General features: G+C 43.2%; 13 protein-coding genes. 7 read left to right on the forward strand and 6 right to left on the reverse strand.

The window, feature by feature from the left end:
• The first annotated feature begins 53 nt into the window (after positions 1 to 53).
• Positions 54 to 1,121: a branched-chain amino acid aminotransferase gene (locus FHW89_RS23275; protein WP_166091646.1), complete on the forward strand. Its 1,068-nt coding sequence runs from the start codon at positions 54 to 56 to the stop codon at positions 1,119 to 1,121.
• A 60-nt stretch (positions 1,122 to 1,181) separates the two neighbouring features.
• Here the strand turns inward: FHW89_RS23275 and FHW89_RS23280 are convergent, their stop codons facing one another.
• From FHW89_RS23280 to FHW89_RS23290, 3 genes are all read right to left on the reverse strand, one after another.
• Positions 1,182 to 1,829, reverse strand: a complete 648-nt coding sequence (locus tag FHW89_RS23280) for an SGNH/GDSL hydrolase family protein (protein ID WP_253952309.1) — start codon at positions 1,827 to 1,829, stop codon at positions 1,182 to 1,184.
• 65 nt (positions 1,830 to 1,894) lie between these two features.
• Positions 1,895 to 2,650 carry a lipoyl(octanoyl) transferase LipB gene (gene lipB, locus FHW89_RS23285; RefSeq protein WP_172337463.1) on the reverse strand — a complete coding sequence of 252 codons (756 nt, stop codon included), beginning with the start codon at positions 2,648 to 2,650 and terminating at the stop codon, positions 1,895 to 1,897.
• Complete coding sequence (locus tag FHW89_RS23290) at positions 2,650 to 3,294, reverse strand: 4'-phosphopantetheinyl transferase superfamily protein (protein WP_172337464.1); 645 nt, start codon at positions 3,292 to 3,294, stop codon at positions 2,650 to 2,652. The genes lipB and FHW89_RS23290 overlap by 1 nt, the downstream gene beginning before the upstream one ends.
• A gap of 278 nt (positions 3,295 to 3,572) precedes the next feature.
• On the opposite strand from FHW89_RS23290, the gene dcd reads away from it, so the two are divergent.
• On the forward strand, positions 3,573 to 4,109 hold the full coding sequence (gene dcd / locus FHW89_RS23295) for a dCTP deaminase (protein WP_166091642.1): 537 nt from the start codon (positions 3,573 to 3,575) through the stop codon (positions 4,107 to 4,109).
• Between the two features lie 156 nt (positions 4,110 to 4,265).
• A complete protein-coding gene (locus FHW89_RS23300) occupies positions 4,266 to 6,989 on the forward strand; it encodes a carboxypeptidase-like regulatory domain-containing protein (RefSeq protein ID WP_172337465.1) in 2,724 nt (907 codons plus the stop codon).
• Positions 6,990 to 7,131: 142 nt separating this feature from the next.
• Here FHW89_RS23300 and FHW89_RS28705 read toward each other — a convergent pair whose 3' ends face one another.
• Entirely contained in the window at positions 7,132 to 7,998 is an 867-nt protein-coding gene (locus FHW89_RS28705) for a hypothetical protein (RefSeq protein WP_216650678.1), read from the reverse strand.
• A gap of 115 nt (positions 7,999 to 8,113) precedes the next feature.
• Here FHW89_RS28705 and FHW89_RS23310 point away from each other — a divergent pair, with 115 nt between their 5' ends.
• Positions 8,114 to 8,395 (forward strand): ATP-dependent Clp protease adaptor ClpS, encoded by a 282-nt coding sequence (locus tag FHW89_RS23310; RefSeq protein WP_076379060.1) that lies wholly within the window; start codon positions 8,114 to 8,116, stop codon positions 8,393 to 8,395.
• 146 nt (positions 8,396 to 8,541) lie between these two features.
• Positions 8,542 to 9,102, forward strand: coding sequence for a histidine phosphatase family protein (locus tag FHW89_RS23315; RefSeq protein WP_216650679.1), 561 nt, complete (start codon positions 8,542 to 8,544; stop codon positions 9,100 to 9,102).
• 286 nt (positions 9,103 to 9,388) lie between these two features.
• On the opposite strand, the gene FHW89_RS23320 is transcribed toward FHW89_RS23315, so the two are convergent.
• Positions 9,389 to 10,816 (reverse strand): L-serine ammonia-lyase, encoded by a 1,428-nt coding sequence (locus FHW89_RS23320; protein WP_172337466.1) that lies wholly within the window; start codon positions 10,814 to 10,816, stop codon positions 9,389 to 9,391.
• A gap of 132 nt (positions 10,817 to 10,948) precedes the next feature.
• Here FHW89_RS23320 and FHW89_RS23325 point away from each other — a divergent pair, with 132 nt between their 5' ends.
• Both FHW89_RS23325 and FHW89_RS23330 read left to right on the forward strand, forming a co-directional pair.
• A complete protein-coding gene (locus FHW89_RS23325; protein ID WP_172337467.1) occupies positions 10,949 to 11,425 on the forward strand; it encodes a DUF5684 domain-containing protein in 477 nt (158 codons plus the stop codon).
• Positions 11,425 to 11,808, forward strand: a complete 384-nt coding sequence (locus tag FHW89_RS23330) for a DUF2752 domain-containing protein (RefSeq protein WP_172337468.1) — start codon at positions 11,425 to 11,427, stop codon at positions 11,806 to 11,808. Before FHW89_RS23325 ends, FHW89_RS23330 begins: the two co-directional genes overlap by 1 nt.
• Here the strand turns inward: FHW89_RS23330 and FHW89_RS23335 are convergent.
• On the reverse strand, positions 11,772 to 12,521 hold the full coding sequence (locus FHW89_RS23335; protein WP_172337469.1) for an RDD family protein: 750 nt from the start codon (positions 12,519 to 12,521) through the stop codon (positions 11,772 to 11,774). The genes FHW89_RS23330 and FHW89_RS23335 overlap by 37 nt on opposite strands.
• Between the last annotated feature and the right edge of the window lie 69 nt (positions 12,522 to 12,590).

The following is a 12,590-nucleotide window of genomic DNA, read 5'->3' on the forward strand; positions in this document are numbered from 1 at the left end:
TCCATAAAAAAATTCCTAACTTGCCATTTTCTAAATTATAAACACATAAGGCCATGACTGAGACGCTGGACATCAAGATCACCAAAACCGCACATTCCCGTTTAGCTGAAACGGATTTTGACAACTTACCATTCGGAAAAACATTTTCTGACCACATGTTTGTGGCTGATTATGCCGATGGTGAATGGAAGAACCTGCAGGTCATTCCGTACGGCGAAATTGGGGTTAGTCCTGCTATTTCTGCACTGCATTACGGACAGGCATTTTTTGAAGGGCTAAAAGCCTACAAACATGCCGATGGAAAAGTAACTATTTTCCGTCCGGATAAAAACGCTATCCGCTTCAACAAATCGGCCGAACGTTTGTGCATGCCGACACTACCCGAAGAAATATTTTTACAAAGTATGGCCGCCGTGGTTGATATCGACCGCGAGTGGGTGCCTGCTAAAGCTAATCATGCTTTATACATCCGCCCGTTTATGTTCGCTACAGATCCGTTCCTGGGCGTAACTCCATCTGCTACCTATAAGTATATGGTAATTGCAGGCCCCGTTGGACCGTATTTCTCAAAAACACTGCGTGTTAAAATCGAAACACATTATACCCGCGCTGCCGAAGGCGGTATGGGTTATGCCAAAGCAGCCGGCAATTATGGCAGCGCCATGTTACCAGCCCGCAAAGCCGCAGAAGAAGGTTTTGACCAACTGATATGGACCGATGCCAAAGAGCATAAATACATTGAAGAAATGGGCGCAGCCAACGCTATGTTCCTATTGGATGGCGTATTGATTACTGCCGAAGCAAAGGATACTATATTGGATGGCGTAACGCGCGATACCGTTATCGCTTTAGCAAAAGAATGGGGCATCCCGGTTGAAACCCGCAAAGTTTCTGTAGCCGAAATTATTGAAGGTGCCAAAAACGGCAAACTGACCGATGCTTTTGGCGCAGGTACCGCCGCTACTATTGCTTCAGTAGGCTCTATAAGTGTTGATGGCGAGGAATATTTCCTGAGCGATCCAAAAACACGTGAGTTCTCTCAAAAAGTTTTAGCAACGCTTGATGCCATTAAATACGGTAACGCGCCCGATACTTATGGCTGGAATTACCTTGTAGGTTAATTATACTTACCCATATAATAAAAAAGGTGTACCAAATGGTACACCTTTTTTATTATAATATTATTTCTTTTCCAGGGCATCCAAAACAACCAGTTTCAGTTTATCAACCCACATCTGGTACATAGTGGCGGATGGATGTAAACCGTCATCGGCAATAAGCGATCTGTTGTTGGCTGCCAGTTTGGATATAGCGGTGATATCCGTATAGTTAACACCCGCGTTGGCACTCTCCTGCCGGTTAATATCATTAAACTGATCAATCTCTTTACCAATACGTGCGTCATCGCCATGTGCAAATGGTGTTACTCCATAATCGGGTATGGATAATACAAAAACATGCTTTGTATCGCCTTTGGCCAACTTGATGGCCGTATTTAAAACCTGCACAAACTTAACGCGATAATCGGCCTGGCTGCCGCCGCCGTACTGGTCGTTCACGCCAATAAGCAGGGTCACTATGTCGTAGGTTTTGTTTTTGACATCGCTGTCATCAATAGCGGATATCAACTGCTGGGTTGTCCAGCCAGTTCGGGCTATAATGGTTGGCCCGGTTATTTTATGTCCCGGCAATTGCCCGGCAAGTTTGTATGGAAAAGCATCATGTTCATCAACCGACTGGCCAATGGTATAGGAATCGCCCAGAGCCAGGTAGCTTAACGTATCCCTCGCGGGAATATCTGATCTTGTGCCGGTTGGTATGTTTGACATTGATGCGGTTTTTGTACACGCCGATAAGGCGCTTAATGAGAATAAAACTAAAAATAATGCTTTCATCATAAAATCTCCATATCAAACAATACGGAAATATGATGTTTAAGGATTTTTTTCACTTCATTTATATCAACTTCATGGCCCAGTTCTTTTTGCATGGAGGTTACGGCCTTATCATCAATACCACAGGGCACAATATTGTTAAAATAGTCCAGATCGGTATTGATATTGAAAGCCAGTCCGTGCATAGTTACCCAGCGGCTGCAACGTACGCCCATGGCGCATATCTTGCGGGCATTCTCATTATCGGCATCAAACCAAACACCGGTATAGCCTGGGTAGCGACCAGCCTTTAAACCATAATCGGCCAGGGTTAAAATAATGGCTTCCTCCAGCGTGCGCAGGTACAAGTGTATATCAGTAAAGAAATTATCCAGGTCCAGTATCGGGTACGATACAATCTGGCCCGGACCATGATAAGTAATATCCCCGCCACGATTAATGCTATAATAAACCGCGTTTTTTTCTTTTAGCCCGTTTTCGTCAAGCAATAAATGTTCGGGCTTACCGCTTTTACCCAGGGTGTACACATGGGGGTGCTCGCAAAATACCAGGTAGTTAAAAGTTTCCTCGGGTTCAAACGGCTCAAAGGTACCGGCGGCAACTGGTTCTTTGGCGGCAGCTTCATAAGCCAGCTCACTGTTGCGGTTATGGAGTTTGGTTTTTACCGAGGCGGCAAACAGCTCCTCCTGTTTGTCCCAGGCTTCCTGATAATCGATCAAGCCCCAATCTTGAAAAAATACTTTTTTGTTCTTCATTACATTTGTCCCTTTACATAGCCTACCATGTAGCCTTCATACTGCATGTAGCTCACCACATAATCCAGGTTGATATTATTTTTATGCAGGCGCGCACTCAGTTCGCCACGGGTATTAAAATTAAAAGGATCCAGGAAAATATTATCGGCAAAGGATACTTCTTTTTCTCCGTTGCATTTATAAATGGCTTCTTTAGCGCACCAGCAAACATATAGCTGTTCTATTTTATGCTCTTTATCAATAAAGGAAAGTTCGTCGGAGCGTAAGAATTTACCGGCAATGCGCTCTACCTTTTGTTTTATCAGTTCAATATCTATCCCTACTTTATGTGTTTTGCTAATCATCACAGCAGCGTAATCAAAAGAGTGGCTCAGCGAAATATGATAAGGCAGGTTTACCAGATAGGGTTTGCCATGTGCATCAACCTTACAATCAATATATTCGTCGGTATGCAGCATTGTGCGCAGCAGCACACGAGTGGCCAGCCAGTGCAGGTAGCGCTTGCTGTTGCTTAGTTTTTCAACGTAGGCTTTTTCGTCCTCGTCAAGTTGTAATTGGTTGTACAGGTCGTCGGCCTCTTCTTCAATTCTCCAGAGCGCAAATTCGGTATCATCGTCAATACGCTGCCTGTATGCTATAGCCATAATTAGTAAAATTGCAAAATAGGTAGCAAACTTATGTCAAATAAATTTAATTAAATAATTGTTTAGTATCGAGTAGTTAGTATCAAATATCACGACAGTTTATGTGACTGTTTCAGATTCGGTTATTAAAAATCTTAATACTTGATACTAACTACCTGATACTAAAATTTAGTATCAGGTATCGCGACAATTTACACGGCTATTTCAGATTCTGTTATTAAAAATCTTGATACTTGATACTATCTACTTGCGACTAAAATAGTAATTTAGGCCCTACCATGATATTATCAGATAAGCGCATTCTCGAAGAAATTGAAAAAGGAAGTATTATTATTGAACCCTTTAAACGCGAATGCCTGGGTACCAACTCCTACGACGTTCATTTAGGCAAGCACCTGGCCACTTACCGCGATAGGGTGCTGGATGCCAAACTGCACAACGAAATTGATGGCTTTGAGATCCCCAAAGAAGGATTTATCCTGCAGCCCAATACGCTTTACCTCGGCGTTACCATGGAGTATACCGAAACCCATAACCATGTACCTTTTCTGGAAGGTAAATCAAGTACCGGCAGGTTAGGCATTGATATACATGCTACCGCGGGCAAAGGCGATGTTGGCTTTTGCAATACCTGGACGCTGGAGATCTCCTGCGCCCAACCCGTACGCATTTACGCCGGCATGCCCATTGGCCAGCTCATCTACTTTGTGGTGGAAGGGGATATCGAAACCATGTATAATACCAAAAGCAACGCTAAATATAATAACCCGACAACACGCCCTGTGGAAAGCATGATGTGGAAGAATAAGTTTTAATCGTTTTTTTGGGGATCGATTAAACCATTGTTGTTGGGGAAGGTCAAAGTGAAAATTAAGATTAAACGCACATAAATTTAACCTTACATAATAAACCTATAACCTCACAACTCATCGCCTGATTAGATATTTTGTGTAGATTAAACTTTATTTACCATGATAACATTCAAAAAAGTATCTATCGGCTTATTGATAACTGTAATTGCTACGGTAATTTTTGGTTTCACGGGCCCAGGCGATGATCTGCTCGGTAAACTGGTGGACCAGCTTTATAAATGGCGCGCCGATCATCCGCAAGAAAAAGTTTATCTCCATCTGGACAAACCCTATTATGCCGTTGGCGATGATATCTGGTTTAAGGCTTATGTAACCATTGGCAGCAAACACCAGCTATCGGCCTATAGCGAAATATTAAATGTTGATCTGATAGGCGAAGATGATTCTGTAAAACGCAGTATCAAACTACCGCTCATCAGCGGCATGGCATATGGTGATTTTGCCCTGCCCGATACCATGCAGGAAGGCAACTATCGTATAAGAGCCTATACCAACTGGATGCGCAATGCGGGCGACGCTTATTTTTTTGATAAAACCATTACCATATCCAAAGCCATCGGCAATACTGTTTTTACCAAAACGGATTATACCTACGGTGAACAGAACGGCAAGCAAAGGGTAAACGCCATGATTAATTTTACCGATGCAAACGGCGCACCATATGCCGGTAACGAGGTGAGCTACCGTGTTGAACTCAATGGCAAAATAGTTTTTAAAGGTAAGGGCGTAACCAATGATAAGGGCGACCTGCCAGCCTCATTTATTAATACTACACCCAACCCCGCGGCAACCGGTAATATTATTGCCAATATCAAACTGATCGATAAAAAAGTGATCACCAAGGTGGTGCCAGTCAAAGCGGTATCGGCCAAAACGGATGTCCAATTTTTTCCGGAAAGTGGCAACCTGATCAATGATGCCGGCTGTAAGGTAGCTTTTAAGGCGGTTGGCGCCGATGGCTTGGGTGTTGATATAAAAGGTACGGTTGTGGATGATCAAAACCAAACAGTAACTACATTTAGCAGTACCCACCTGGGTATGGGGGTATTCAATTTTACCCCCATAAACGGCAAAACCTATAAAGCGAAGGTGATATTTGCTGATGGATCTGGGGCTGATTTTAACCTACCTAAAGCGATTGATAATGCTTATGTTTTAAATATTGATAATTCTGCCGATGATAACCTGGTAGCGCGAATATTACCGGGATCTGGTATTGCACAAAATACTGCATCAAATGGCAGCCTCATGCTCGTAGCTCAAAGCAGCGGCGAAATCTACTATGCCGCTAAAAGCTCCGATAACGGAAAAACATTCAGGGCCATTATCCCAAAAAGTAAATTCCCATCGGGTATTGTACAGTTTACTTTGTTTTCGGCAACCGGCGAGCCTTTAAATGAACGCATCGTATTTATTCAAAATCCAGATCAGCTTAAATTATCAGTTTCGGCACCTAAGCAACAATTTGCGCCACGCGAAAAGGTAACCATTAATCTGAATGCTAAAAATAAAGAAGATAAGCCTGTAATTGGTAGTTTTTCGGCCTCGGTTATCGATCTGTCAAAAGTCCCGGTTGATGAGACTAACGAGGAAAGCATTTTTTCGAACATATTGCTAAGTTCCGACCTGAAAGGCTATATAGAAAAACCAGGCTATTATTTTAGCAACCCAAGCGCAAAAACAAACGCCGATCTTGACGTATTGATGCTTACACAAGGCTATCGACGTTTTGAATGGAAACAGGTGATCAATGATGCTGTACCCCCTGCGGTTTATCAGCCCGAAAAAACATTACAAGTAACCGGACACTTAAAAACCTTTGGCGGTAAGCCCGTTCCTAATGGCAAAGTAACCTTATTTACAACCGCGGGCGGTACCTTTATTTTAGATACTGTAGCCGATGCCCAAGGCAAATTCACTTTCAATAACCTGGTTTTCAGGGACAGTATCAAATTTGTGGTGCAGGCCCGTACAGCCAAAGACCGTAAAAACCTGGAGATAGAGCTGGATAATATAGCACCGCAGGCAGTCGGAAAAAATAAAAATGCCCCGGATATACAGGTAAGTGTGAGCGATAGCCGGTCGGTTTATTTGCAGAACAGTAAAAAGCTGTTTAATGAGCAGGTAAAATATGGTATAGGGAACCATACCATTGTACTAAAAGAGGTAGTCGTAAAAGATACCCGTACCACGGCGGTAAAACATTCGTCAAACTTGAATGGAGCCGGTAACGCCGACCAGGTTTTAACTTACAAGGACCTGGAGAATTTGGGCGGTGGTCAGCTTTCCAATATCCTGGCAGGCCGGCTTTTAGGGGTAATGTTTCGCGGAGGTAAACCTTACTCTACCCGTGGCGGTGGCCCTATGCAGATTGTAGTTGATGGTATTTATATGGAAGCCGATTACCTGGACAATATAGTGATATCAGATATTGCCAGTATTGAAGTTTTGCGTTCTGCAGGCAATACGGCCATATATGGTTTCAGGGGAGGAAACGGCTTGCTGGTGATCACCACTAAACGGGGTGATGAAGGCTCTGTATATAACCGGTATGCTCCAGGCGTAGTTACTTATTCACCTAAGGGCTATTATAAAGCAAGGGAGTTTTATTCGCCCCAGTATGACGATCCTAAAACCAATACACAGATGCAGGATCTGCGGTCAACCATATACTGGAACCCCAAGATCATTACGGATAAAGAAGGCAGCACTTCCTTCTCCTTCTTTAATGCGGATGGGAAAGGTACGTATCGTGTAATTATAGAAGGTATTGATGCCGATGGCAACCTGGGCAGACAGGTATTTAAATATAAGGTAGAGTAAAAAGTTAAAATTCAAAAGTAAAAAGTCAAAACCCGGCGTGGATTTTGACTTTTTACTTTTATATCAGTTGGGTTACTATCCTGATCAGTAATAATTCACTTATTTCAACAAGATAAGTTTTTTGAATTTTGACTTTTGAATTTTATTTAGCCAGGTAAAACTTCTCCCAAAAATCAACAGATTTGGCCAGTTCGCTGCGGCCGTTTTCTGCTCCACCGGCGCCAGCGCCCATACCACCACGGCCACCTCTGCCTCCACGACCACCGCCGCCCATTCCACCTCCACGACCGCCCCGGCCACCGCCACCACCAAAGCCACCGCTCTGATGATCAGGATTTTCGGCACCATCACCCTTGGCCCTTTGCAGCCCGTTTATTTTAAAGTTAAACGCCCACTCATTTTTAGCGATGTCATCGGCATGAAAAAATTGTAAAGGTACAGCCAGTTCATATACCAGGTTGCCTTTGGCATCATAATCAACGGCGGCTTTAATACCATAGGTGTTCGAGGTGGTTATCATATCACCCTCAATATCTTTAAAGCCTACCACTTTTATATTACGCAGCTTGGTTACACGTTCGCGCATCAGCTCATCACGGTCTTCCTGGGTAATATCGCCGCCGGGGTTATCCCGTTTGCCAAAAGTTGGTGGCGTTCCCGGATCGGCCAGCGGAAAAGTGAGGGAAAAGCTTTCCTTTTTTTTGCCTTTGGTATCAACACTCAGGGTTATACCCGCGTTTAACGTCCGGATCTGATCCATACGGTCGCTCACCCGTACGGCCGCGTAAAGCGTAGTTTGATCATTGGACAGCGTATAACTGATCTTTTTTTCGTCGTTAAAATAACGCAAACTGTCGCCCCAGTCCTTGAGGTTGCCATCAATGACAATAGGGCCAAATGGCACTTTCAGCGTAGATTGCGCATTTTTTGCGGTTTGTGCGTGGCTTACGCCAACAGCTAACAACTGAGCGGTACAGGCTAAAATAAAACAGGGGACAACTTTTTTCATAAAATTGGAGAGTTTAGGGTTTTTGATCGACGCTATATTGTAACATGATTTTTAAGCCCATAAAACACAATTTTAACACATTTATTATTGTTTTTGAGTAAATTTGTAGTTACGTATGCCAACCGAAACACAGGAAGAAACACTCACACTCGAAGAGATACTGGCAGGACTTAAAGAAGTTCACCGCCTGATACTATGGAACGATGATTTTAACACCTTTGATCACGTGATTCATTGTATGATGAAGTATCTGGATTACTCAGAAGCACAAGCCGAAAAAATTGCCTGGAAGGTACACAATGAAGGTAAATGCGCTGTATTAGAAGGCTCATTTACCGAAATGGAGATCTATCGCAAAATATTACAACAGGAAGGCCTTACCGTTAGTGTAGAGTAAGCGTCTTTTTGATTTCGGAGTTCGGATATTCGATTTTTAACAATTGTTGGTTTTCATTTGTGTTAAAGAGAGCTTCGCTGTTTCGGATTTGGATAATTTTCAATTCTGCTAATTTTTTAATTCTGCAAATTTTGATTCAGATGTTTATGATAAAGAGAATAGCTGTTTTATCTGCCTTGATCCTGATAGTGATTTGCTTTACAAATTGCAGTTTAAGTGCGCAAAGCAAAAACCTTAAACTGGTTTTTATACGCCATGCCGAGAAACCAGATGATGGCGATAACCTGTCATGTGCCGGTTTGAACCGGGCACTTAAATTACCAGCTGTTTTAAAGGCCAAATTCGGTTTGCCCGATCGGGTTTATGTGCCTGCCCTGCACCTCGGTAAATCAACTCCCCGGGCACGCATGTTTCAAACTATTTCGCCTTTTGCTATTAAGTATAATTTAACCATCAACAGTGTTTTTGAAGAAGAAGACACCAAAGATATGGCCGAAGAACTGGCCAGCCGGAAAGGTACTATACTGGTGGTATGGGAACACAACGAGATCACCTCTATATTGAAGAAGCTCGGCCTGAAGGTTAAAGACCTTCAATGGCCCGATAATGATTATGATACCATTTGGGTGGTAACCTTTAAAAATGATAAACCCGTTTTAACTATTGACAAAGAGGGAATAAAGCCGGCCGTGGGTTGTAGTTTTTGACCAGCTCTAAGCACCAACGTCATTGCGAGCGATAGCGTGGCAATCCCCGGTCTACAGAGCAGAGCTGTATAGTTTGGGATTGCCACGCTATCGCTCGCAATGACGCATTTTTTTTGTTTGATACTGAGAAAACAAACAATAGGAATTAAGCATGCCGTAGGTATGCAACCTGAGTACAGTACCTACGGCACTGGTCTTGAAACTGGTTTATTCTACAAAGCTTGAACCCCGATGGGGTTTCCAAAATTCCTTATTTAACGGCCTTCCCCCTTTCAGGGAGCCAGGCTTAACATTCCGGCAAGCTGATTGGAATGTTAATAGCCAATCCACCGTCCGATGTCTCTTTATATTTGGAGTTCATATCCAATGCGGTTTGCCACATGGTTTTCACTACGGCATCCAAACTCACTTTCGCTTTTTCAGGGTTACTTTGTAAGGCTAGCTGCGAGGCCGTAATAGCTTTAATGGCACCCATAGTATTGCGCTCGATGCAGGGGATCTGCACCAGGCCACCTATCGGATCGCAGGTGAGGCCCAGGTGATGCTCCATGGCTATTTCGGCAGCCATAAGCACCTGCCTTTGTGTACCGCCCATACACTCGGTAAGCGCTGCCGCGGCCATGGCCGATGATACACCGATCTCGGCCTGGCACCCCCCCATCGCTGCCGATATGGTGGCACCTTTTTTAAAGATACTGCCAATTTCTGATGCCGTAAGCAAAAACTGGATGATGCGCTGATCAGTATTGCCTTCGCAAAAAACGATATAATACTGTAATACAGCAGGTATAACCCCTGCCGCGCCATTGGTAGGCGCGGTAACTACTCTGCCGAATGAAGCATTCTCTTCATTTACGGCCAAGGCAAAACAGCTTACCCAATCCAATATATTTTTAAACCCTTCACCAGTTTTACGAATGGCTAAAACCCATTCGTCGTAGTTGGAATAAGCGTTATTACCTATTAATTTACTGTTAAGTTTAAAAGCGCGACGTGCCACATTTAATCCCCCCGGCAATTGCCCGGTAGTATGGCAGCCACGGTAAATACATTCCTTTAACGCTTTAAAAATCTGTAGCACTCCGGTACGTGTTTCCTGCTCGCTGCGCCAGGCCAGCTCGTTTTCCATTACCACTTCTGATATCTTCAGCCCGGTTTTGATGCACCAGTGCAGCAGGTCGGCAGCGGTATCAATTGGGAACGGTAGATCAACCTCCTGTTTGGTTTGATTCGAGCCGCCTTCTTTTACTACAAAGCCCCCACCTATGGAGTAATAGGTTTCAGAAACAGCCTTACCATTACTTAAAAAAGCCTGAAAAGTTACCGCGTTAGGATGAAAAGGCAAGCTCTCGTTAAACAGGAAAAGCAGATCGTCGACCACAGAAAAGCTAATGCTTTGAATACCGCCAAGCTGTAATTTGTGGGTTGCCGTGATGTCACCAATTTTAGTTGTTATCTGGTCAACCTCAAAAGTTACCGGATCATCGCCACTCAATCCTAATAGTATGGCAATATCGGTACCATGACCACGGCCCGTTTTGGCCAATGAACCATAAAGCAATATTTTCACCTGTTCAACCAAAGGCAAAACACCTTGCTGTTCAAGTGACTGCACAAACTGTTGTGCCGCCCGCCAGGGCCCCAGTGTATGTGAACTGGAAGGCCCTATGCCTATCTTGAACATATCAAAAACCGAAATTTGTTCTCTCTGCATTACGCCAAAATTATAAATAAAATACCACACCTGCTTTGTAATAAAAAAGTGATGTATTTAATTTTTATTTAAATATTTTATATTTTGCAGCAATCAATAAACACTAAAACAATCACTTAAACCAAAATCAAAATGCAAGATTACGATCCTTCTTCAGCAGCCTCGGCCGGAATATTCATGGCAATATTTATGATTTGTATTATTCCATTAATAATTACAAGTATTATCTCTATCGTTGGGCTGTGGAAAATATTTGAAAAAGCCGGCAAACCAGGTTGGGCATCCATTATACCAATTTACAGCACCATTGTATTGCTTGAAATCATCGGCAAACCTATATGGTGGTTATTCCTTATTATCTTTCCATGCACCAGTTTTATTTTTGCCATTTGGGCAATTAATTTGCTAAGCAAAAGTTTTGGCCAGGGCGTTGGCTTTACAATTGGTATTATATTTTTACACTTTATTTTTCTACCGATTTTAGGCTTTGGCAACTATCAATATTTAGGGCCCGCCGGTGCCGGGTTTGTGGGTGGTGGTAAACCATTTGATCCCTCCACCAATTACCAGGATCCATTCAACACCAATCCGCCTACGCCGCAGGTGTAATGCTATTCAAGTATATCCATTTACAAATATTTTGCAGCCAGTGGGGTTTTATCCACTGGCTGCAAAATCATTTGCTCCCCTGCCCTTTCAAATATCTTACCGGAGTCGACTGCCCGGGCTGCGGCTTTCAGCGTGCCATAGTAGCTCTTTTGCAGGGCGATCTTCATAAAAGTTTTGCACTCTACCCACCAGCTATTCCGCTCCTGTTCTTTTTCGCCTACGGCATTGCCGACAGTTATTTTAAGCTGGACACGCCCAAATCAACCATCAAGAAAACCCTGTTCATGATCATGGGCAGCATTGTGCTGGTTAGCTACGGCATTAAATTGTGGGAATTATATGGCCATTACAAAACATCGGCCTGGGCTATGATGTGGCTGTAATCTTTAATAATAGTTTGCAAAAATAACATATTGTTCATTTCGGCAGGTGGTGTTACATTCAACAGATCTTTGATGCGTTGTGCCATATTATACACCAGCATACTGTTACCACTTTTAACATAATTGTTGATCACTTCGTTTATCAATTCAATATCCTGCTCGCTTAACTGAGCTGCTTCTGTAAAAACAGGCTGATAATTATCCCCCTCGGGTTTAAAGGCGATGTTTTGCATTTTGGTGCGGGGCACAGTCCTGATGAGCGTGGTACCTGCAACCATATCTCCCAGGCGTTGCGATTTGTCTGACACGGCCACACAGATCAATCCGCACAAATTTAAAGTACCGGGCAAAAAATCAATAATGCGGAATAACCAGCGCAACAGGTATTGCCCCAGGCGCGGCCGGGCCCCATCCAGGCTTATTACCTTTATTTTCATGATCTTTTTACCTACGCTTTGCCCGTTCATGGCCAATTCGCATATCAGGTCATAAAACACATACAATACAGCATAAATTATAATGATAAGGCCCAACCAAAAGCTCTCGGTACCCCCCCGAAACTTGGTTGTAGCTTCTGCAATGATAATTGTGGCTATAATGATAACCCCAAACATGGCCATATCAATAATATAGGCCACAATGCGTTCGCCCAAACCGGCTACTTCATAATCAATATCTATATTTTGTGTGGTGGTTATCCTTATCGTTTGCATATGACTCAAATATAAAATGTAAATCTGTCTTTTTTAGTTGTTATATAGCTCTTTTGTAATTATTTTAAC

Origin of the sequence: Mucilaginibacter sp. SG564, assembly GCF_013149275.1 — a bacterium.
Classification (GTDB): domain Bacteria; phylum Bacteroidota; class Bacteroidia; order Sphingobacteriales; family Sphingobacteriaceae; genus Mucilaginibacter.

Excerpts from the sequence above, each read along its gene's own strand:
- FHW89_RS23300 (WP_172337465.1), top strand. The coding sequence starts at position 4,266 with ATGATAACATTCAAAAAAGTATCTATCGGCTTATTGATAACTGTAATT.
- FHW89_RS28705 (WP_216650678.1), bottom strand. The coding sequence starts at position 7,998 with ATGAAAAAAGTTGTCCCCTGTTTTATTTTAGCCTGTACCGCTCAGTTG.
- FHW89_RS23335 (WP_172337469.1), bottom strand. The coding sequence starts at position 12,521 with ATGCAAACGATAAGGATAACCACCACACAAAATATAGATATTGATTAT.
- dcd (WP_166091642.1), top strand. The coding sequence starts at position 3,573 with ATGATATTATCAGATAAGCGCATTCTCGAAGAAATTGAAAAAGGAAGT.
- FHW89_RS23310 (WP_076379060.1), top strand. The coding sequence starts at position 8,114 with ATGCCAACCGAAACACAGGAAGAAACACTCACACTCGAAGAGATACTG.
- FHW89_RS23325 (WP_172337467.1), top strand. The coding sequence starts at position 10,949 with ATGCAAGATTACGATCCTTCTTCAGCAGCCTCGGCCGGAATATTCATG.
- FHW89_RS23330 (WP_172337468.1), top strand. The coding sequence starts at position 11,425 with ATGCTATTCAAGTATATCCATTTACAAATATTTTGCAGCCAGTGGGGT.
- FHW89_RS23290 (WP_172337464.1), bottom strand. The coding sequence starts at position 3,294 with ATGGCTATAGCATACAGGCAGCGTATTGACGATGATACCGAATTTGCG.
- FHW89_RS23320 (WP_172337466.1), bottom strand. The coding sequence starts at position 10,816 with ATGCAGAGAGAACAAATTTCGGTTTTTGATATGTTCAAGATAGGCATA.
- lipB (WP_172337463.1), bottom strand. The coding sequence starts at position 2,650 with ATGAAGAACAAAAAAGTATTTTTTCAAGATTGGGGCTTGATCGATTAT.
- FHW89_RS23280 (WP_253952309.1), bottom strand. The coding sequence starts at position 1,829 with ATGTCAAACATACCAACCGGCACAAGATCAGATATTCCCGCGAGGGAT.
- FHW89_RS23315 (WP_216650679.1), top strand. The coding sequence starts at position 8,542 with ATGATAAAGAGAATAGCTGTTTTATCTGCCTTGATCCTGATAGTGATT.
- FHW89_RS23275 (WP_166091646.1), top strand. The coding sequence starts at position 54 with ATGACTGAGACGCTGGACATCAAGATCACCAAAACCGCACATTCCCGT.